Source organism: Bacillus sp. VT 712, assembly GCF_001614195.1.
Taxonomy (GTDB): Bacteria; Bacillota; Bacilli; order Bacillales; family Bacillaceae_H; genus Priestia; species Priestia flexa.
Genome location: NZ_LWBK01000017.1, coordinates 65,247 through 84,826, shown reverse-complemented (window position 1 = coordinate 84,826; position 19,580 = coordinate 65,247). Strand labels below are relative to the sequence as shown.

Sequence of the window (19,580 nt, the reverse complement as noted above, 5' to 3'; positions counted from 1 at the left end):
TGGATAATGCGCTCATCTACGCCATTGAAGAAGGAAATTTCAGCCACAGCGGTTTTAATTACACAACTTGGCTCAGCAGTGTATTGGAGAGAATGATTCGAAGAAATTTCAACTGGAATAGGATCGAGTTTGACGGGAACAATGGTTAATTTGTTTGTAGACATAATGGCACCTCCTTTGATTGATACATTTATCGTACCGGAGGTGCCTGATGTTTTATATGCGTTGTTTGATTACGGGCTTACTCTCTACCTAAAGGCATGTTAAAAAAGGGAGCGAGAGGAGAAGAAGTGTTTGTACTCCAAAAAGCGCTTGCTTCCGTTTACTTTTATCCCAATAAGTTCGCTCCTAATCATGGAATAGACGGAATTTATGGAGCCAATACAGCTAATGCTGTTGCTCGCTTTCAAAAAGTCTATTTGCCAAAAGAAGTGGATGGAATTTACGGACCGAACGTTCGATTAAAATTAGAAGAAGTGATGAAAGGAAAAGAGGCTGGGACATAACAAAATGATTGCTTCTAAAAGACGAACACTAGCTGTTCCCATCTCTTTGGTTCGTCTGAACACGTTCGTTCCATTGCGCTGCGGGATCTCAGTTTTCCCTCTCTTTCCCGCAGGAGTCGAGTGTCCTACGTTCCATTCCACCCTGTTTCCAACATTGTTTTCACAATCAACCAAAAAACCTGAACGATTAAAAGTTATGAACTCTCAATCGTTCAGGTGTAGTAGAGGCTGAACTACTTATGTCTCAGTCTCTTTTTGAAGACGGTCTTTAATTAGTTTATATAAAGCATTTATTCCTAAGCTAATGCTAATTGTAATTCCTGACAAAGCAACGATAAAGGCGATGTACTCAAACAATGAATAATCTTTTATTGCGCTCCAGCTTAGGTTTTTATTCCAGCTTTCAATAACTAAATTCATTCCGTAAATACCGGATAGCACAGTATAGATGGTCAAAATCAACAGTAGATAATTATGACGTTTCCCTGCAATTTTTTCTTGATTTTGATATAAAGTCCCAAGTGTTTCCTTCACTTCTTGGTAGAGTGAATCAATGTGAAAGGTCTTTTTGAAAAGTCTAGAAAATTCTTGTCCTTCCGTTCGAGAACTGATTTCTAAAAACAAGTACTTACCTGAAAAGAGTGTGATAGAGCGGATGAGTCGCTCAATAGCGTTTTGGTCTTTTTTAAATGTAAGCTGCGAATATTGATAAGATAGTTTCAACAGTACAATTTTATAAAAGAAATGTAAAAATAGATTATAGTAGTGCTGACCAAATAGGTGATTCATTAACATTTGATTCGTCTCTTCATCGGCTGAATGTGAAATACAAGAAAAAACGTGGTCTGTTACAACATAGTATGTTTCGGGCGTCCATCGCTTGTAGACGTGTTGATCATTGTATTCATCAATATATTCTTGGTTTCTAGCTGAAATAAATGGTTTACCGCCAGTATCATAGCTGTTCAGTTGTCCAGTTCGAAATAAGGTGCCACTGCTAATAGGCTGTTCATTGTTGACGGTTACGTAACTTAGTACGTACATCCGTTCATCAATAAAATAAGGCAGGCTTCCAAAATGTTTGCTGTGCTGTGTTTCTTGCTCAATGTAAGGTTTTAGAAACGGTGTTAAGTTTGAAAAAATATAATCTTGTACTTTATCATAGGTTTTATTTTTGTATGTAATGGTCGCTCCGTGCTCTTCAGCTAATTTAGGCTCTAATACGCGAAAATGATTCATAAACTCAATGACGTCATCGTACGAATAATGGTTTCCCTTTACTTCGATACGAATCGTCATTACACCGATTTCAAATGGGCATAAAAAAATATCAATAGACAAAACTTCACTTAGAATTGTTGACGCTTTTGTTTCAAATGTAATTTCTTGATTCACCTTTTTTGAAAATCGAATGAGCCCTGTTTCTTTTGGTGATTGAGGAAAGAGAATACATTCGATATAAGGAAGAAAGTATTGATCAAGGCTAGCGTGGGAAACAAAATAGTCTTTGCTATAAAATTTCTTTTCTAAATCTGTATTCTCTAGAGAAAAAAAGTCAAATTCATGCTCATAAAGAGCTGAAACTAAATCTTTTTTCTCTTTTCGGTTAAAAGAAAAAGGAAACAAGAACATGTTTATTGCACGATTCGGTGTAATATCTTGAAAAGGAGAGTTCATTGCTTGCCACTTATCCACTGAGAAATTCCCTCCCTTATGCTTTTCATTATTGCTCTTTAAGTAATATACCTATATTTGACCAAAAAAAAACATAAAAAACCAGCTGGGTTGCAGCTGGTTTTTCTTAATGAATGGAGCGATATACTCCAATGACTTTTCCTAAAATAGTTACATGACGTAAGATAATAGGTGCCATTGTGGAGTTTTCTGGCTGTAAGCGAACGAAATTATCTTCTTTAAAGAAACGTTTGACAGTTGCTTCGTTGTCTTCCGTCATTGCTACAACAATATCGCCGTTATTAGCTGTTTGCTGTTGGCGAACAATGACCATATCTCCATCTAGTATACCGGCTTCAATCATACTTTCTCCCATAATTTCTAACATAAATACTTGCTCATCTGGAGAGGCGTACTTGTCAGGTAACGGAAAGTATTCTTCTACATTTTCAATTGCAGTAATTGGAAAGCCTGCCGTAACTTTACCGATAACAGGAACATTTATAACTGCACTTTGTGGAATGCTTACATCGGCCTCTGCTTGAAGAACTTCAATTGCTCTTGGTTTTGTGGGGTCTCTACGAATTAGACCTTTACTTTCTAAACGAGCTAAGTGCCCGTGAACTGTTGAACTAGATGCTAAACCAACTGCTTCACCAATTTCGCGAACAGATGGGGGATATCCTTTTAATTTCACTTCATGCTTAATGAAATCTAGTATTTCTTGTTGACGTTTTGATAGCTTCATACATTTCACCTCATTTTTAGCTATTCTTTGCTATAAATTATATCATGGCTATATATAATATACAAACATAAGTTCGAAAAAACCCATTGACAGAAACGGATGTTCGCAATAAAATGAGAACATACATTCTGAGGGGGATTTGAAATGAGACCATTAATAGAATCTATTAAACATTATACTACCTTTTTTGTGGTTATCGCCGCACTTACATATGTCTTGACGTTGCTATTAGGAGCAGATAGAGTGGAGTTAGAAAAATATACAACTGTTACTATTGCAAAGGGTGACACTATTTGGGAATTATCCCAAGAATATAGTAAGCATCATAATTTATCACCAAATGAATTTGTAGAATGGGTCCAAAATATGAATGAGCTAACTGTTCCATCTACACAGTCGCTTTCTCCGGGAGATCAGTTATATATTCCGGTATTGAAATCTGATTTAGCAAGTGATCATCAGATTGCTTTTGATAAGTGAACTAGAGCTACGAGTCCTCTACTGAACGATGGTAGGGGTTTTAGTGTTTGGAAATGAAGAAAGGGAGCTAGAAAGATGAAAGCAGTTATCTATTGTCGAGTAAGTACGGATAAAGAAGCCCAAGAGACATCGTTAAAGAGGCAGGAAGAAGAGTTAATGCAACTTGCTACGATGCATAATTTTACAGTTTGTGAAGTTATTTCTGAAAAAGCGAGCGGCTATGAAGTTGACCGAGAAGGAATATTAGAAGTCTTAGAATTATTAAAAGCAGAAGACGTTTCTACCCTGCTTATTCAGGATGAAACACGACTGGGGCGTGGAAATGCAAGGATTGCTTTACTGCACGCGTTAAATAAAGAGAAAGTAGCAATTTACACGATTAGTCATCAGGGACAGCTACAGCTATCAGAAGCTGATTCCATGTTGTTAAACATCATTAGCTTGGTGGAAGAACATCAAAGAAAATTACATAATGCAAAAATTAAACGAGGTATGAAAAGAGCAGTTGCCAATGGGTATCACCCGGAGCATAATTTGAAAAACCAGCATGTAAACTCAGGTAGAGAACGAAAGGAAGTTCCCATAGAAGAAATTGTACAACTACGTAATAATGGCTTAACATTTGCAGAAATTGCTGTCACGCTAAAAGGCTTTGGTTATAAGGTATCAAAAGCAACTGTACACCGTCGCTATCAGGAGTACTGCGACGACCAAGGCGAGCTTCTTGCTAAAAAACAAGAGATTTAGTAAGATGTGTAGTATTGTATTATGGTTTAAACTGTATTAAAAAGCGAGGAGTTCTGACAAAATGTTGTCTAAAGATAAAATGGCACGAATCAATCAACTATCTAAAAAATCAAAGGCGGAAGGTTTAACAGAAGCTGAAGCACAAGAACAGCAAGAGCTTCGTAAAGAATATTTACAAACGTTCCGTCAATCAATGACAAATCATCTTCATACGATTAAAGTTGTTGATGAAAAAGGGAATGACGTAACCCCTAAAAAACTGAAAGATAGCAAAAAGAAGCGTCTACACTAAGGCGATGGTTTGCTGTGGTGCAAAAACTAGGGAAATGAGTTTCTCTAGTTTTTTTGTATATTTTTGCGTTTGGAAACGAAAAATGTAAAAGTACGAAAAAAAACGAATCAAATATTGTACAAAATCGTTAATCATTAGTATGATTACATATATACATAGTTTTGAAAGGAATGAAGAGTTATGACACAACGTATTGAAGATCTTTCAATTGCAACAATTCGTACTTTATCAATTGATGCTATTGAAAAAGCAAATTCAGGTCACCCAGGTATGCCAATGGGAGCAGCTCCAATGGCGTACACGCTATGGACAAAGTTTATGAATATTAACCCATCAAATCCAGATTGGTTTAACCGTGATCGCTTTGTTTTATCAGCAGGACATGGTTCAGCACTTCTATATAGCTTATTACACTTAGCAGGCTATGACCTATCAATTGACGATTTAAAAAACTTCCGTCAATGGGGAAGTAAAACACCAGGTCATCCAGAGTATGGTCACACAGCAGGTGTTGATGCAACAACTGGTCCATTAGGACAAGGAATTGCAATGGCAGTTGGTAAAGCGATGGCTGAGCGTCATTTAGCCGAAACATATAATAAAGAGGGACTTGAAATCGTTGATCACTTTACATACGGTATTTGTGGTGACGGAGACTTAATGGAAGGTGTATCAGCTGAAGCAGCTTCACTAGCAGCGCACTTAAAATTAGGTCGCCTTGTCGTGCTTTATGATTCAAACGACATCTCATTAGACGGAGATTTAGACCGTTCATTCTCTGAAAACGTAGAAGATCGTTTCAAAGCTTACGGATGGCAAGTAATTCGCGTAGAAGATGGAAATGACTTAGCAGAGCTTTCAAGTGCAATCGAAGCAGCTAAAGAAGATCTTTCTCGTCCAACTTTAATTGAAGTAAAAACAACAATTGGTTATGGTTCTCCAAACCATGCGGGAACATCAGGTGTTCACGGTGCGCCACTAGGTGCAGATGAAACAAAATTAACAAAAGAAGCGTATAGCTGGACGTTTGAAGAAGATTTCTATGTGCCAGAAGAAGTTTATGCACACTTTAAAGCAACGATTGCTGATGAAGGTGCAAAGAAAGAAAAAGAATGGAACGACGTTTTTGCTCAGTATAAAGAAAAACATCCTGAGCTAGCAGCTCAATTTGAATTAGCTGTACAAGGTAAACTTCCAGAAGGTTGGGAACAACAATTACCTGTATATGAAACTGGTTCAAGCTTAGCAACTCGTGCTTCATCAGGTGAAGTATTAAACGCAGTAGCACAAGCTGTTCCTCAATTCTTTGGTGGTTCAGCAGACCTTGCTGGTTCAAACAAAACAATGATCAAAGGTGCAGAAGACTTTACTGCAAAAGATTACAGTGGACGCAACATCTGGTTTGGTGTTCGTGAATTTGCAATGGGCGCAGCGCTTAACGGTATGGCTCTTCATGGTGGTGTAAAAGTATTCGGCGGTACGTTCTTCGTATTCTCTGATTACCTACGTCCAGCAATTCGTCTAGCAGCATTAATGAAGCTACCTGTTACGTATGTATTTACGCATGACAGTATTGCAGTTGGTGAAGATGGTCCAACACATGAGCCAATCGAGCAATTACCTTCATTACGCGCAATGCCTGGTCTATCAGTTATTCGTCCAGCAGACGCTAACGAAACGGCTGCAGCATGGCGCTTATCATTAGAGTCTACAGATACGCCAACAGCGCTTGTGTTAACTCGTCAAAACTTACCGACTCTTGAAGGTACGAGTGAAACTGCTTATGAAGGTGTTTCAAAAGGGGCTTACGTTGTATCAAAAGCAGGTAAAGAACAGGCGGATGCACTTCTACTTGCAACTGGTTCTGAAGTAAGCTTAGCAGTAGAAGCACAAAAAGCACTTGAAGCAGAAGGTGTTTCAGTAGCTGTTGTCAGCATGCCATCATGGGATCGCTTCGAGAAGCAGTCAGCTGAGTACAAAGAAAGTGTTATTCCAAAATCAGTGAAGAAGCGCTTAGGTATTGAAATGGCTTCGACATTAGGTTGGGAGCGCTATGTAGGTGACGAAGGTCAAGTTCTTGGCATTAACCATTTCGGTGCTTCTGCTCCTGGTGAAATAATTATGAGGGAATTTGGCTTTACAGTTGATAACGTTGTAGCAAGAGTAAAAAGCATGTTAAATGCATAATTGATAAAAAAGAGGCTGGGACATAAATAATTCAGCCAATGATAAACCTGAACGATTGAGAGTCTCTCACTTTTAATCGTTCAGGTTTTTTGTTTGATTGTGAAAACAATGTTGGAAACAGGGGGGGGAATGGAGCGTAGGACACTCGACTCCTGCGGGAAAGAGAGGGAAAACGGAGATCCCGCAGCGCAATGGAACGAACGTGTTCAGACAAACCAAAAAGATGGGAACGGCTATTGTTCGTCTCTTAGAAGCAATCATTTTGTTATGTCCCAAACTCTTTTTGTTTCGACAAAAAAACAAAAGAATTTTTGCATCAATAGACAACCATTGCAATGTGGACAAGCTATAATAAAAAAATAAAAAGGCGAAAGTAAGGAGGAGAAGTATGAGAACATATGAAGTATATTTAATGGAAGACGAAGTAGCAAAAGCATATTTTCAAAGAGAGAAGCTTGTTTTTCAACTATTTGTGGATTATAAAATGAAGAGAGGCTTAGAAGATCACTATCTTCAAAAGCAGGTTGAATACATTACAAGACCCCTTGCTATTTCATATATTCAGCGCGCGATACTTCAAATATTTTCTCAATACCCTCACTTCTTTATACACAATGATCATTTTGTTTTAGAATACCCACACAAAAAAAGCCGGGCTTCGCTGAAAATAAATAGTCGATGTATAACGATTGAAGGAGATGGAAATGTTGATGCAGAGACCGCTTTCTTTGAAGTGCTGCGAAAGCTTGATGCGTGCTATCTAGCAATTAATTACGGGACAGAAGAGTACGGATGGCTAAGGCCTGTTAAAACAAGAAAATATGTGTAATTATTTAAGGAAATTAGTCTGGAAATATTGTATATTGGCGAATGATTTAGTACACTGTAAGGTAGACAACACGAAGGAGGAAGTTGTAGTATGTGGCCATATATTCTAGTTGGTATTCTAGCATTGCTTGCTGGGGTAGCGCTAGGATTTTTCATTGCTCGTAAATACATGATGAGCTACTTTAAGAAAAATCCACCAATTAATGAACAAATGTTAAAAATGATGATGATGCAAATGGGCATGAAACCATCACAGAAGAAGATTAACCAAATGATGAAAGCGATGAACAGCCAAATTAAATAACGGTTAATTGGACAGACACTCTCAGCTTAAAGGGTGTCTTTTTTGTACACTAAGTATTTGTAAGAGGGAAAGGGATAACGCAAATATCGTTGCGTTATAAAGAGCTTTAACTGCTTACGCGTATATAATATAAGTATGTACTGACGATAGTATGTGATTGTGTTAAAATATGTAAGTGATATAATATTTGAATTGTTAGAAAATATAGAAAAAACAGGGGTGGTGGTGGGGTTATGAATATATTTCGTGATTTGGGATGGTTTTTTAAGCAAGAAAAGAGAGCGTATATCATAGGGATTTTACTTTTGATAGCGGTTGCTTTACTTCAGCTAGTGCCACCTCGTGTTATTGGGTGGGCAGTTGATGCTATTGAAAAAGGAAGTTTATCAAAAGAAAAGCTCCTTCAGATGGTGCTCTTGTTAGGGGCAGCCGCTGTCGGCTCATATGGTATGAGATACATATGGCGAGTTATGATTTTTGGTGCTGCTGTTAAGCTGGCACGACAAATGCGCAATACGTTGTATGAACACTTCACGAAAATGAATCAAACATTTTATCAAAGTAAAAGTACGGGTGACCTGATGGCTCACGCAACGAATGATATTCAAGCTATTCAACAAACAGCGGGAATTGGCGTTTTAACATTTGCGGATTCTGTTATTACGGGCAGTGTTGTTTTAATAACAATGGCTGTAACAATCAGCTGGAAGCTAACGCTAATTAGCTTATTACCCATGCCTTTAATGGCCTGGCTAACGAATAAATATGGCACAATGTTACATCAACGGTTTGGAGAAGCACAAGCGGCTTTTTCTTCATTAAACGATAAGGTGCAAGAAAGTATAACGGGTGTAAAAGTTGTAAAAACGTTTGGAAAAGAAACCTCAGAAGTCGATATGTTTACGAGACAATCAGCTGATGTTGTTCAAAAGAATATGAAAGTAGCGAGAATTGATTCTTTATTTGACCCTACGATTTCTTTTATTGTGAGCTGGTCTTTTTTATTTGCTCTTATTTTTGGATCACGAATGGTCGTAAGCAATGAGATCACGTTAGGAGAACTAGTTACATTTACTACGTACCTTGGGTTGTTAGTGTGGCCGATGCTAGCGTTTGGTTGGCTTTTCAATATCGTAGAAAGAGGAAGGGCTTCATATGATCGAGTTTTTGCTCTACTACAAGAAAAAAATGAGATTGTTGAAAGTGAGAAACCTATTACAAAACGCCCTAATGGAGCGATTACGGTACAAATTGACCGCTTTGTGTATCCGGGTACAGATGAAGCAGTTCTTAAAGATATCCACTTTTCCTTACAGGAAGGCCAAACGCTTGGAATTGTAGGAAAAACAGGAGCTGGAAAAACAACTTTACTAAAGCTTCTTATTCGTGAATTCGATTTAACGGTTGGAGATATTTATTTTGATCAACATAGCATTAAATCTTATAGCTTTGATTCTTTATATAATAGTATTGGTTACGTTCCCCAGGATCATTTCTTATTTTCAACGACAGTAGGAGAAAATATTGCCTTTTCAAACCAAAATGCTTCCCATTCGGATATAGAGCGAGTGGCACAATTGGCACATGTTCATGAAGATATCACGTGCTTTACAGATGGATATGAAACCATTGTAGGAGAAAAAGGGGTTTCTTTATCAGGTGGACAAAAACAACGATTGTCGATTGCGCGTGCACTATTACAAGATCCTCAAATGCTTTTTTTAGATGACTCGCTTTCAGCAGTTGATGGGAAAACTGAAGCCCTTATTTTGAAATCTTTAAAGCAGCACCGCCGCAATAAAACAACGGTTATTACTACTCATCGCCTGAGTGCAGTTGCACATGCAGATTTGATTTTGGTCATTAAAGGTGGGCGAATCATTCAGCGGGGAAGGCATGAAGAACTTTTAAAAGAACACGGGTGGTATCAAGAGATGTATACAAGGCAGCAGCTAGAAGAGATTGTGGAAGCTGGAGGCTATGAATATCATGAAAAATAAACAAGTATTAAGGCGGTTAGTAAGATACGCAGTTCCCCATCGCAAATCCTTTGCGCTTGCATTTTGTTTATTGTTGGTGGCCACCACAGCGGATTTATTAGGTCCCATGCTTATTAAAGTGTTTATTGATACGTATTTAACAGAGCGTTACTTTCCTGTAGAGCCGCTCCTTTTATTAGGAGTTGGCTATATAAGTTTGAACATGATCAAGGTCGTTATTCAATACTTTCAGCAGCTCAAGTTTCAGGGAATTGCTTTAAACATTATTCAGCAAATAAGAATTGACGTGTTTTCACATGTACATAAGCTTGGGCTCCGCTACTTTGACCGAACGCCAACGGGTAGTCTAGTTTCACGAATCACAAACGACACGGAAGCAATTAAGGAAATGTTTGTCGAAGTGATTGCGGTATTTATTCAAAATGGTGTCTTTTTAATTGGTATTTTTATAGCCATGTTCATTTTAGATATGAAGTTAGCACTTTATTGCTTAGCGCTTTTACCATTCATTTTCGTATTAATGAAAACATATCAGCATTTTAGTGGGATTTATTATACACAGTTAAGAGAAAAGCTCAGCCAGCTCAATGCAAAGATTCACGAATCGTTACAAGGTATGGGGATTGTTCAGGTATTTAGACAAGAAAAGCGTCTAAGACGTGAATTTGGAGATATTAACGAATCACATTACCAAGCTGGTGTACGTAATTTAAAGTTAGACGGCTTACTTTTAAGGCCAGCAGTTGACGTATTATATGTTCTTGCAATTATTGGCGTACTTAGCTACTTTGGTATATCAGTTTTAGATAGCCCAGTAGAAGTGGGGGTGTTATATGCTTTTGTAAACTATTTGGAGCGCTTTTTTCAGCCAGTTAATGAAATGATGCAGCGCCTTTCAATGTACCAACAAGCCATGGTCGCTTCAAAGCGAGTATTTGAATTAATGAACGAAGGTGAAAAAGCACCGTCTTTTATGAAAGACTCACAAGCTACAATTAAACGAGGTATGATAGAATTTAGAGGAGTTACCTTTTCTTATGATGGAAAGACAAACGTTCTATCAAATATTTCCTTTTTAATAAAAGAAGGTCAAACGGTAGCGTTAGTGGGACATACAGGCAGTGGTAAAAGCTCAATCATTAATCTTCTTCTAGGATTTTATACGCCAAAGCAAGGTGAAATCCTAATTGATGGTCAGCCCCTTCAAACGTATAGTGAAGAAGAAATTAGAAGAAGAATTGGTTTGGTATTACAAGATTCATTTATTTTTGCTGATACGGTTAAAGCAAATATCTCTCTTCATGATCCTTTAATTTTAGAAGAAGATGTACGAGAAGCGCTGAGATTCGTACAGGCAACACCTTTTATTGAAGATTTACCGAAAAGCTATAATGAAGTGCTTGTTGAAAGGGGGGCAACATTGTCAAGCGGCCAGCGTCAACTCTTATCATTTGCTCGCACAATGGTACGTAAACCAAAAATACTAGTTCTAGATGAAGCAACAGCACATATTGATACAGAGACAGAAGATGCTATTCAAGCTGTTTTAGCGAAGATGAAGAGAAATAGGACAACGGTGGCAATCGCTCATCGATTGTCTACTATTCAACATGCAGACGCTATCCTAGTGCTACATAAAGGTGAAATTGTAGAAAGAGGTACTCATGCAGAACTGTTAGAAAAGCAAGGTCTTTATTACAGCATGTATCGACTCCAGAACCATCAAGGAAAGGCTGGTGGAGAGATATAAAAAAACAACTTCTTAAGTAGAAGTTGTGTCGGAGTGCTGTGAAGGAGTGTTATTATAGATGTTTAGTAGATGATCTAATTCTTGACTATGCTTAATAGCAGGGGGAGAATTTAATCCACTAACTCGAACGACCCGAATCAGCTCTTCACGCTTCTTTTCAATCTCTAACAATATATTTTGTTTCAGCAATAGAACTGGTCCCTTCTCAATAAAACTTTTACCTAATTATACAAGATAATGGCACTTTTTGAAAAGGAATAGATGAGTCATTTTGATGACAAAATGGTAACAGATTCTAAACAAATGGAGTGAATCAGAAATGGCTGATGTGAATTTATTTTTAGCATTTGGAGCAGGATTTTTATCGTTTATTTCACCATGCTGTCTACCGCTGTATCCGGCTTTTTTATCGTATATTACAGGTGTCTCAGTAGGGGATCTGAAAGAAGGGAAAAACGTACATCAGCGCAAAGCTCTTTTACATACGACCTTTTTTCTACTAGGCTTTTGTTTAATCTTTATTGCAATTGGTTTTGGCACTTCTTTTATTGGAAGTTTATTTGCGAACTATGGAGATTTAATTCGTCAAGTGGGGGCCATACTCATTGTGTTTTTAGGGCTTGTAACAGTTGGAGTCTTTAAGCCGAAGTTTTTAATGAAAGATCGCAAAGTACAGTTTTCTAATCGACCTACAGGTTTGTTAGGTTCTTCTCTTATCGGAATGGCTTTTGCTGCAGGGTGGACGCCATGTACAGGACCTATTCTTGTATCTGTTATGGCTCTAGCAGCTACTAATCCTAGCTCAGCTATGCTCTACATGATTGCTTATTCGCTAGGGTTTTCAATTCCATTTTTTATCATGTCGTTTTTTATAGGTAAAATGAACTGGATAAAGCGTCATATGAAAGCAATGATGACCGCTGGTGGATATGCAATGATTGGAATGGGAATCATTTTATATTTTGACTGGATGACCAAGATTATTATTTATACAACGAGCATCTTTGGAGGCTTTACAGGGTTCTAGATAACGAAGTGGTGTGGCTTGAAAAAAGTTGGAATCGTTGATAAAGTAATAAGTAAAAAGTCCTATTTCGTTTCGTTGGAAAAGACCAGAGGTAGATAGGGGAAGACGGAGGGCTATAATTGTCAAGAATACTAATTGTAGATGACGCAAAGTTTATGAGAGCAACGTTAAGAAGTATTATGGAGAATGCTGGTTACCACGTAGTTGGAGAAGCGGAAACAGGTAAAGAAGCCATCGAAAAATTTCATGACCTTCAACCTGATGTTATAACGATGGATATTACAATGCCGGAGCTAAATGGAATTGAAGCGGTTAAAGCCATCAAGCGAGTTGATCCGAATGCAAAAATTATTATGTGTTCTGCGATGGGACAACAAAAAATGGTTGTTGAAGCCATTGAGGCTGGTGCAAAAGATTTTATTGTAAAACCTTTTGAGGAGTCGTCAGTGTTAGAAGCTATGAAGCGCTTGCTAAACTAGTAAAAAAACAATAGTTAATTAAATTGAAGGAGACTGAGACGTAAGTAGTTCAGTCCTTACTATACCTGAACGATTGAGAGTTCATAACTTTTAATCGTTCAGGTTTTTTGTTGATTGCGAAAACAATGTTGGAAACAGGGTGGAATGGAGCGTAGGACACTCGACTCCTGCGGGAAAGAGAGGGAAAACTGAGATCCCGTAGCGCAGCGAGGAAGCTCAGGTTCCTCCCCGCGGAAAGCGAGTGGCCGTAGCGCAATGGAACGAACGTGTTGAGACAAACCAAAGAGATGGGAACAGCTAGTGTTCGTCTTTTAGAAGCCATCATTTTGTTATGTCCCAAACTCTTTTTTTGTTAATAAAAATTTATTTTTATGTATTCCTTAACGATATAGAGAGTGATACAATGAAACCGTGAAATTTGTATTTTAAAAGAGGTGTAGAAGTGAAAGAGATTATATTAATATTGATTTTGCAACTAGTTTATGTACCAATCTTAACGTTGCGAACGATTTTCCTAGTAAAAGGAATGAGTATGTACGCCTCGGCTTTTGGTTTTTTAGAAGCATTAGTATATGTATTTGGTTTATCCCTCGTCTTTTCAGGTGACCAAAGCATTGTAGCTATGATTGTATATGCTGTTGGATTTGGTGCTGGTATTATATTAGGTGGATATATTGAGTCACGCTTAGCGATTGGCTATACGACATTTTTAGTGAATTTAATGACAAAGAATGAAGAGCTAATTAACCGCCTTCGTCAAGAAGGTTTTGGAGTTACGGTCTATCAAGGTGAAGGAAGAGATAGCGCACGTTATCGTTTAGATATTTTAACAAAAAGAAGTCGTGAAGAAGAGCTATTAGATTTTATAGAAGAATATGAACCTAGAGCATTTATTATTTCGTACGAGCCTCGTAAATTTAAAGGCGGATTCTTATTAAAAGCAATGAAAAAGCAAAAAGTAAAATCTAAGCAGAAACCGAAAAATGACCCTTCGCATTTAAAGTAAGACAAGATTTCACATTCTTTTGCAGTTGTTTTATAATAGGAAGTATACTATGAGTAAAGAAGGGGTTACTTTGATTTATGCTTCCACGATTTTTGCTGTTTTAATGGGTTCATTCATTATTTTTATGAGGATGAAAGCATCTGAAAAGCCGGTAAATGCTAAAAAAATCATTTTACCACCTTTTTTTATGAGTACGGGAGCGTTGATGTTTATTTTTCCAGTTTTTCGAGTGACTGGAGCTGAATTTTTAGAGGCTTTGATAGTTGGCCTGTTCTTTTCATTATTTCTAATAAAAACATCAAAGTTTGAAGTGCGTGATGATGATATTTATTTAAAACAGTCAAAAGCGTTTACCTTTATTATTATTGCATTGTTACTCATTCGGGTTGTCATGAAACTATATTTAAGCTCAACAATCGATGTAGGCGCTCTTGGGGGGATGTTTTGGATTTTAGCGTTCGGTATGATTGTGCCATGGCGCATTGCGATGTATCGTTCGTATAAAAAACTTGAGCAACAGCTGCAGCACAACTTGATGAATAAAATGATTTAAAAAGGTGTCCATACGGGACACCTTTTTTGTCTATTCAAATAAATGTTGATACGGAGAATGATCGATACGTTGAGCTTTTAATGTTTTTAACAAAAACTTATGATCTCGTTTTGGAGTTGCCGTAATGTATCCTCGAATAATTAAATCTTCCGTAATACTTGCGGCTTGCTCTTGAAGTGCAAGTTCACCGATTTTACCGGCGATTTTTTGCCTAGCTACGTCGCGAAATAGCTCAGGAACAGGTTGTACAAGCGTTTCCAATAACTGTTTTTGTTCATTAGACCACAAGTGAATCGTTTGCTCTAAGTAATAGTCTTGCCAATCAAGAATTGACTTTCCATCTTCTTTTGGTAACCGCTTTAAAAATTTTCGAAACATAAAAAAGCCACCGATTGCAAACAAGCTAACCAATATGACAACCCATAGTACAATGAACCACAAAAACCATCCCTCAAGCATTTTATCCCCCCTATGTATTATGCTCTTAGCAATATATAGCTTTTGTCTTTATTATAGCGAGGAGTGGATAAACGTGGCAACAGCTAGTTTAGAAGAATAAAAAGTCTATATAAGTCACAAATGACTTGATTGAGTCATTTGTGACTTATATAGAAAAAGAAAATTGTTCAGAAATGTCGAAAAAATTAAACTTTTAGAGTTGGCACGCTTCTTGCATATTAAAAGAGTGAGGAAATTAACTAGTGAAAGGAAGATTATAATGAGCAGACAATTCAGTCAGGTAGATAAAAACTTTCCGGGTAAAAATGCAAAACAACTATTAGAGCGTAGACATAAAGCTGTGCCAAAAGGTGTGAGTTACGGTATTCCAACATTTGCTGAAAAGGCAGAAGGTGCTTTAGTAACAGATGTTGACGGCAATACGTTTATCGATTTTGTTGGTGCTATCGGAACAATTAATGTCGGTCATGGACATCCAAAAGTAAAAGAAGCGCTTCATAAGCAAGTTGATCGATTCATCCACACAGGTTTTAATGTAGTGATGTATGAATCATACGTAGCATTGTGTGAACGATTAGCAGCTATTGCACCAGGAAACTTTGATAAAAAAGTATTATTGTTAAACAGCGGTGCTGAAGCAGTGGAAAATGCTGTGAAAATTGCTCGTAAATATACAAAACGTCAAGGCATCATTTCGTTTACTCGTGGTTTCCATGGACGTACATTAATGACAATGACGATGACAAGCAAGGTAAAACCGTATAAGTTTGAGTTCGGACCATTTGCTCCAGAGGTATACAAAGCTCCTTATCCTTATGCATACCGTAGACCAGAGGGGTTAACTGAAGAAGCTTATGAGGACTATATCATTTCAGAGTTTAAAAACTTCTTGAATAATGAAGTAGCACCTGAAACAGTAGCAGCAGTAGTTATGGAACCAATTCAAGGAGAAGGTGGCTTTATCGTTCCTGGCAAGCGCTTCGTTCAGGAAGTATATAACGTATGTAAAGAGAATGGAATTTTATTTGTTTCAGATGAAATTCAAGCCGGTTTTGCACGAACAGGTCGTTATTTTGGAATTGAGCACTTTGATGTTGAGCCGGATTTGATCACAGTATCAAAATCATTAGGTGCTGGCGTACCAATTAGTGGCGTTATTGGCCGAGCTGAAATTATGGACGAATCTAATCCTGGGGAACTTGGTGGAACGTATAGCGGAAGTCCTTTAGGCTGTGAAGCAGCGTTAGCTGTATTAGATATTATTGAAGAAGAAGGGCTAAACGAGCGCAGTGATGTTCTTGGAGAAATTGTGCGCGCACGCTTTGAAAAGTTAAGCGAAAGCTATGATGTAATTGGCGATATCCGCGGTCTTGGATCAATGTGCGCCGTAGAATTAGTAAAAGATCGTGTTAAAAAAGAGCCAAATAAAGAATTAACGCAAAAAGTTGTGCAAGAAGCAAATAAAAGAGGGTTATTGTTGCTAAGTGCAGGGGTTTATGGCAACGTACTTCGCTTCTTAATGCCGATTGTCATCACGGATGAACAGCTTGAAGAAGGGCTGCAAATTGTGGAAGAATCGTTAGCTGCAAGTGTACAACAACTCGTGAATGTATAAAAATAAGAATGGTGAGACAAGGGCCACCCGCTTGTCCTTTGTCTCTTAATAGAAGTACCATTTTCGTTACCAAACTTTTCTGATAAAATGAATGAATACTATTTTTGATGAAAAGGTGATTTAGTTAATGAGCAACAGCGAGAATATGTCTTATATGAATCAAGAACTTTACGATATCTTTGAGTCATCCTTTGATGAAGTTTTTGTTACGGATGCGCAAGGTTATGTCGTGATGGTAAATTCACAGTGTGAAAAAAATTACCATCTGAAAGCGGAAGAGTTTATTGGAAAGCACGTAAAGGAGCTTCAAGAAATGGGGATTTTTTATCCCTCGGCGACGCTTCAGGTAATTGAATCCAATACATCGCTAGAACTTGTGCAAAAAACAAGTTCAGGTAGGTATTTGCATGTTCGGACTCGTCCCGTTTTTGATGAAAGTAAGCAGTTGAAAAGCGTCATTAGCTATTCCCGTGATTTAACGGATTTAATGCAGTTGAAAAATAAAGTAGAACAGATGGAAGAGCAGCTGGAGAGTTACCAAAAAGAGATGTCTGATTCTGTAGAGCTAGAGGGCATTGTTACCAATAGCAAAGCAATGAAGAAAGTGTTTGCTATTGTTCAACGAATTGCTTCTGTTCATACAACCGTTCTTTTACTTGGAGAAACGGGTGTTGGAAAGAGTAGGGTGGCAAAATTAATTCAGCAGCTAAGTGTTAGAAAGAGTGCTCCTTATTATGAAATTAACTGTGCTGCTTTACCAGATCAGCTAATTGAATCGGAGCTGTTCGGTTATCAAGGTGGAACATTTACAGGAGCGTTTCGTGAAGGGAAAAAAGGTATTATCGAGCTATCAAACGGAGGAACCTTGTTTTTAGATGAAGTTGGTGAACTATCGTTACAAGCACAAAGTAAATTGCTTCATGTGCTTCAAGACCGCACCATTCGGCCTGTCGGTTCAAGTAAAACAATTCCAGTAGATGTGCGCATTATTGCTGCAACCAATCAAGATTTGGAGGCGATGGTGGACAAAGGGTTATTTCGAAGAGACTTATATTATCGTTTGAATGTAGTCCCCATCACAATTCCTCCTTTACGTGAACGGGCAGAAGATATTTTACCGCTGGTCTATCAGTTTTTAAATCATTTTAATGCAGTGTATGACCGCAAAGTGGAGCTTTCACCAAAAGCATTGGATGCGTTTAGTAGACAGGAGTGGAAGGGGAATGTGCGAGAAGTTGAAAATATGATTGAACGTCTTGTCGTTACAAGTGACAATGTAGTAACGCTAAAAGATTTACCATTCGAACAGGACTTTTCAGTTCATAAACACAATCGTACATTGCCAGAAGTCGTAGAAGAAATAGAGAGAAAAATGGTGGTCGAAGCTTATGAAAAGTACGAATCTTCTTACAAAGTTGCAGAGCAATTAGGGATTAGTCAGTCACAAGCGAATCGAAAAATAAGGAAGTATCTAGAGGGGATGGATGAAGGAGATGAGCAAGCAACCTAAGCAATTGGATAAGGTGTTATCAAAATTCGATGTATTATGTTTAGCTATTGGAGCCATGTTAGGCTGGGGTTGGGTCGTACTATCAGGTACTTGGCTAAATTCGGCTGGGTCATTAGGAACGTTAATTGCTTTTTTAGTTGGAGGATTACTCGTTATTTTTGTAGGACTTACTTATGCTGAATTAGCATCAGCTATGCCAAAGGTAGGCGGAGAGCATGTATTTGTAAAAAGAGGCCTTGGAAAAAAGGCTTCGTTTGTAGGTTCATGGGCAATCGTTTTAGGGTATGTATCTGTAGTAACGTTTGAAGCAGTAGCGCTTCCTACGGTTCTAGACTACTTAATTCCTAATTATCAAACAGGATATTTATGGACAATAAACGGCTGGGATGTTTACTTAACGTGGGTATTAGTTGGAAGTGTAGGAGCCATTATTTTAACAGCCATCAACTATTTTGGTCTCAAAACAGCGGCCTTTTTACAGGTTGTACTAACAGTCGCAATTGTTGGTATTGGTATTCTTTTAATTTTTGGGTCAGGAATTAACGGAGATACAAAGAACTTGGACCCATTATTTATTGGGGGAGCAGGTGGCATCATGACCGTACTAGTCATGGTACCGTTCTTATTCGTTGGTTTTGATGTTATTCCTCAAGTAGCAGAAGAAGCTAATTTACCGGCAAGAGAAATTGGTAAGATTTTAATTATTTCTGTAAGTGCTGCAATTGTATTTTATATGTTTATTGCTTTGGGCGTAGGGATGGCATTAGATAAAGGCGCTCTAGAAATTTCGCAATTAGCAACTGCTGATGCGATGGCGGCAGCATTTAATTCACCATTATTCGGGAAAATTTTGATCATTGGCGGTATTGCAGGAATTGTGACGAGTTGGAACGCATTTATTATCGGGGGAAGCCGTGTTATTTATGCGATGGCCCAAGATGGAATGTTGCCAGCATGGTTTGGTCGCCTTCATCCTAAATATAATACACCTTCCAATGCGGTCATTTTTTTAGGGGCATTAGCAGTGTTTGCTCCATTATTGGGCAGACCTGCACTTGTATGGATTGTAGATGCAGGTGGATTAGGAATCGTTATAGCTTACTTAATGGTTGCGTTATCGTTTGTAGCTTTACGTAAAAAAGAACCGCAAATGGATCGTCCATTTAAAGCAGGAAAAACAACTTTTATCGGTTGGTTAGGAGTCATCTTTAGCATTGGATTCATTGCATTATATATGCCTGGAATGCCAGCTGCTCTTATTTGGCCGTATGAGTGGATTATGGTACTAGGCTGGACGCTTATCGGAGCATATTTCTTTATTAAGATGAACAAAGGGGTTTATCATAGCAATGACGAAGAAATACAAGTAAACGATACCGACAGCTCGGTTGATGCGAAAATTAATTAAAGGAGTG

The 19,580-nt window shown here is 37.9% G+C and carries 20 protein-coding genes; 16 read left to right on the top strand and 4 right to left on the bottom strand.

From position 1 onward, the window contains the following. Nucleotides 1–290 precede the first annotated feature (290 nt). A complete protein-coding gene (locus tag A2U94_RS10590) occupies nt 291–506 on the top strand; it encodes a peptidoglycan-binding domain-containing protein (RefSeq protein WP_062954521.1) in 216 nt (71 codons plus the stop codon). A 237-nt stretch (nt 507–743) separates the two neighbouring features. On the opposite strand, the gene A2U94_RS10585 is transcribed toward A2U94_RS10590, so the two are convergent. Continuing rightward, complete coding sequence (locus A2U94_RS10585; protein WP_025908268.1) at nt 744–2,201, bottom strand: magnesium transporter CorA family protein; 1,458 nt, start codon at nt 2,199–2,201, stop codon at nt 744–746. Nucleotides 2,202–2,307: 106 nt separating this feature from the next. Next, on the bottom strand, nt 2,308–2,928 hold the full coding sequence (lexA, locus tag A2U94_RS10580; RefSeq protein WP_025908269.1) for a transcriptional repressor LexA: 621 nt from the start codon (nt 2,926–2,928) through the stop codon (nt 2,308–2,310). Nucleotides 2,929–3,072: 144 nt separating this feature from the next. Between lexA and yneA the strand changes: the two genes are divergently transcribed. The 8 genes from yneA to A2U94_RS10535 all read left to right on the top strand — a co-directional run bounded on the left by yneA (nt 3,073) and on the right by A2U94_RS10535 (nt 11,516). After that, the gene (yneA, locus tag A2U94_RS10575) at nt 3,073–3,408 is read left to right on the top strand and encodes a cell division suppressor protein YneA (protein ID WP_025908270.1); all 336 of its coding nucleotides are present in this window, start codon (nt 3,073–3,075) and stop codon (nt 3,406–3,408) included. A 75-nt stretch (nt 3,409–3,483) separates the two neighbouring features. Beyond that, a complete protein-coding gene (locus tag A2U94_RS10570; RefSeq protein WP_025908271.1) occupies nt 3,484–4,155 on the top strand; it encodes a YneB family resolvase-like protein in 672 nt (223 codons plus the stop codon). 61 nt (nt 4,156–4,216) lie between these two features. Continuing rightward, on the top strand, nt 4,217–4,447 hold the full coding sequence (locus tag A2U94_RS10565; RefSeq protein ID WP_025908272.1) for a DUF896 domain-containing protein: 231 nt from the start codon (nt 4,217–4,219) through the stop codon (nt 4,445–4,447). Between the two features lie 180 nt (nt 4,448–4,627). Continuing rightward, nucleotides 4,628–6,634 (top strand): transketolase, encoded by a 2,007-nt coding sequence (tkt, locus tag A2U94_RS10560; protein ID WP_025908273.1) that lies wholly within the window; start codon nt 4,628–4,630, stop codon nt 6,632–6,634. Between the two features lie 388 nt (nt 6,635–7,022). After that, nucleotides 7,023–7,463, top strand: a complete 441-nt coding sequence (gene sirA / locus A2U94_RS10550) for a sporulation inhibitor of replication protein SirA (protein WP_025908275.1) — start codon at nt 7,023–7,025, stop codon at nt 7,461–7,463. A gap of 90 nt (nt 7,464–7,553) precedes the next feature. Beyond that, nucleotides 7,554–7,766 carry a YneF family protein gene (locus tag A2U94_RS10545; RefSeq protein WP_025908276.1) on the top strand — a complete coding sequence of 71 codons (213 nt, stop codon included), beginning with the start codon at nt 7,554–7,556 and terminating at the stop codon, nt 7,764–7,766. Nucleotides 7,767–7,999: 233 nt separating this feature from the next. Continuing rightward, nucleotides 8,000–9,766 (top strand): ABC transporter transmembrane domain-containing protein, encoded by a 1,767-nt coding sequence (locus A2U94_RS10540; RefSeq protein WP_025908277.1) that lies wholly within the window; start codon nt 8,000–8,002, stop codon nt 9,764–9,766. Further along, nucleotides 9,756–11,516, top strand: a complete 1,761-nt coding sequence (locus A2U94_RS10535; RefSeq protein ID WP_374699985.1) for an ABC transporter ATP-binding protein — start codon at nt 9,756–9,758, stop codon at nt 11,514–11,516. The genes A2U94_RS10540 and A2U94_RS10535 overlap by 11 nt, the downstream gene beginning before the upstream one ends. Before the next feature lie 12 nt (nt 11,517–11,528). Here the strand turns inward: A2U94_RS10535 and A2U94_RS20640 are convergent, their stop codons facing one another. Beyond that, on the bottom strand, nt 11,529–11,705 hold the full coding sequence (locus A2U94_RS20640) for an aspartyl-phosphate phosphatase Spo0E family protein (protein ID WP_076512718.1): 177 nt from the start codon (nt 11,703–11,705) through the stop codon (nt 11,529–11,531). Between the two features lie 130 nt (nt 11,706–11,835). Here A2U94_RS20640 and A2U94_RS10530 point away from each other — a divergent pair, with 130 nt between their 5' ends. The 4 genes from A2U94_RS10530 (at nt 11,836) to A2U94_RS10515 (ending at nt 14,581) form a co-directional block, all read left to right on the top strand. Further along, entirely contained in the window at nt 11,836–12,543 is a 708-nt protein-coding gene (locus tag A2U94_RS10530) for a cytochrome c biogenesis CcdA family protein (RefSeq protein WP_025908279.1), read from the top strand. 119 nt (nt 12,544–12,662) lie between these two features. Beyond that, nucleotides 12,663–13,022 carry a response regulator gene (locus A2U94_RS10525; protein ID WP_025908280.1) on the top strand — a complete coding sequence of 120 codons (360 nt, stop codon included), beginning with the start codon at nt 12,663–12,665 and terminating at the stop codon, nt 13,020–13,022. Nucleotides 13,023–13,464: 442 nt separating this feature from the next. Beyond that, nucleotides 13,465–14,028 (top strand): DUF2179 domain-containing protein, encoded by a 564-nt coding sequence (locus tag A2U94_RS10520; RefSeq protein WP_025908282.1) that lies wholly within the window; start codon nt 13,465–13,467, stop codon nt 14,026–14,028. A 49-nt stretch (nt 14,029–14,077) separates the two neighbouring features. Further along, the gene (locus tag A2U94_RS10515) at nt 14,078–14,581 is read left to right on the top strand and encodes a CcdC family protein (protein WP_035320141.1); all 504 of its coding nucleotides are present in this window, start codon (nt 14,078–14,080) and stop codon (nt 14,579–14,581) included. Nucleotides 14,582–14,611: 30 nt separating this feature from the next. Here A2U94_RS10515 and A2U94_RS10510 read toward each other — a convergent pair whose 3' ends face one another. Next, the gene (locus A2U94_RS10510) at nt 14,612–15,040 is read right to left on the bottom strand and encodes a DUF2621 domain-containing protein (RefSeq protein WP_025908284.1); all 429 of its coding nucleotides are present in this window, start codon (nt 15,038–15,040) and stop codon (nt 14,612–14,614) included. A 259-nt stretch (nt 15,041–15,299) separates the two neighbouring features. Between A2U94_RS10510 and gabT the strand changes: the two genes are divergently transcribed. From gabT to A2U94_RS10495, 3 genes are all read left to right on the top strand, one after another. Next, entirely contained in the window at nt 15,300–16,655 is a 1,356-nt protein-coding gene (gabT, locus tag A2U94_RS10505; RefSeq protein ID WP_035320142.1) for a 4-aminobutyrate--2-oxoglutarate transaminase, read from the top strand. 127 nt (nt 16,656–16,782) lie between these two features. Continuing rightward, nucleotides 16,783–18,165 carry a sigma-54 interaction domain-containing protein gene (locus A2U94_RS10500; RefSeq protein WP_025908286.1) on the top strand — a complete coding sequence of 461 codons (1,383 nt, stop codon included), beginning with the start codon at nt 16,783–16,785 and terminating at the stop codon, nt 18,163–18,165. Then, entirely contained in the window at nt 18,149–19,573 is a 1,425-nt protein-coding gene (locus A2U94_RS10495; RefSeq protein WP_025908287.1) for an APC family permease, read from the top strand. Before A2U94_RS10500 ends, A2U94_RS10495 begins: the two co-directional genes overlap by 17 nt. Nucleotides 19,574–19,580: the final 7 nt, after the last annotated feature.

What these genes read in the sequence shown, in the direction of transcription:
- lexA (WP_025908269.1), bottom strand. Translation starts at nt 2,928, where the DNA reads ATGAAGCTATCAAAACGTCAACAAGAAATACTAGATTTCATTAAGCAT.
- yneA (WP_025908270.1), top strand. Translation starts at nt 3,073, where the DNA reads ATGAGACCATTAATAGAATCTATTAAACATTATACTACCTTTTTTGTG.
- A2U94_RS10570 (WP_025908271.1), top strand. Translation starts at nt 3,484, where the DNA reads ATGAAAGCAGTTATCTATTGTCGAGTAAGTACGGATAAAGAAGCCCAA.
- A2U94_RS10565 (WP_025908272.1), top strand. Translation starts at nt 4,217, where the DNA reads ATGTTGTCTAAAGATAAAATGGCACGAATCAATCAACTATCTAAAAAA.
- tkt (WP_025908273.1), top strand. Translation starts at nt 4,628, where the DNA reads ATGACACAACGTATTGAAGATCTTTCAATTGCAACAATTCGTACTTTA.
- sirA (WP_025908275.1), top strand. Translation starts at nt 7,023, where the DNA reads ATGAGAACATATGAAGTATATTTAATGGAAGACGAAGTAGCAAAAGCA.
- A2U94_RS10545 (WP_025908276.1), top strand. Translation starts at nt 7,554, where the DNA reads ATGTGGCCATATATTCTAGTTGGTATTCTAGCATTGCTTGCTGGGGTA.
- A2U94_RS10540 (WP_025908277.1), top strand. Translation starts at nt 8,000, where the DNA reads ATGAATATATTTCGTGATTTGGGATGGTTTTTTAAGCAAGAAAAGAGA.
- A2U94_RS10535 (WP_374699985.1), top strand. Translation starts at nt 9,756, where the DNA reads ATGAAAAATAAACAAGTATTAAGGCGGTTAGTAAGATACGCAGTTCCC.
- A2U94_RS10530 (WP_025908279.1), top strand. Translation starts at nt 11,836, where the DNA reads ATGGCTGATGTGAATTTATTTTTAGCATTTGGAGCAGGATTTTTATCG.
- A2U94_RS10515 (WP_035320141.1), top strand. Translation starts at nt 14,078, where the DNA reads ATGAGTAAAGAAGGGGTTACTTTGATTTATGCTTCCACGATTTTTGCT.
- A2U94_RS10510 (WP_025908284.1), bottom strand. Translation starts at nt 15,040, where the DNA reads ATGCTTGAGGGATGGTTTTTGTGGTTCATTGTACTATGGGTTGTCATA.
- gabT (WP_035320142.1), top strand. Translation starts at nt 15,300, where the DNA reads ATGAGCAGACAATTCAGTCAGGTAGATAAAAACTTTCCGGGTAAAAAT.
- A2U94_RS10500 (WP_025908286.1), top strand. Translation starts at nt 16,783, where the DNA reads ATGAGCAACAGCGAGAATATGTCTTATATGAATCAAGAACTTTACGAT.
- A2U94_RS10495 (WP_025908287.1), top strand. Translation starts at nt 18,149, where the DNA reads ATGAGCAAGCAACCTAAGCAATTGGATAAGGTGTTATCAAAATTCGAT.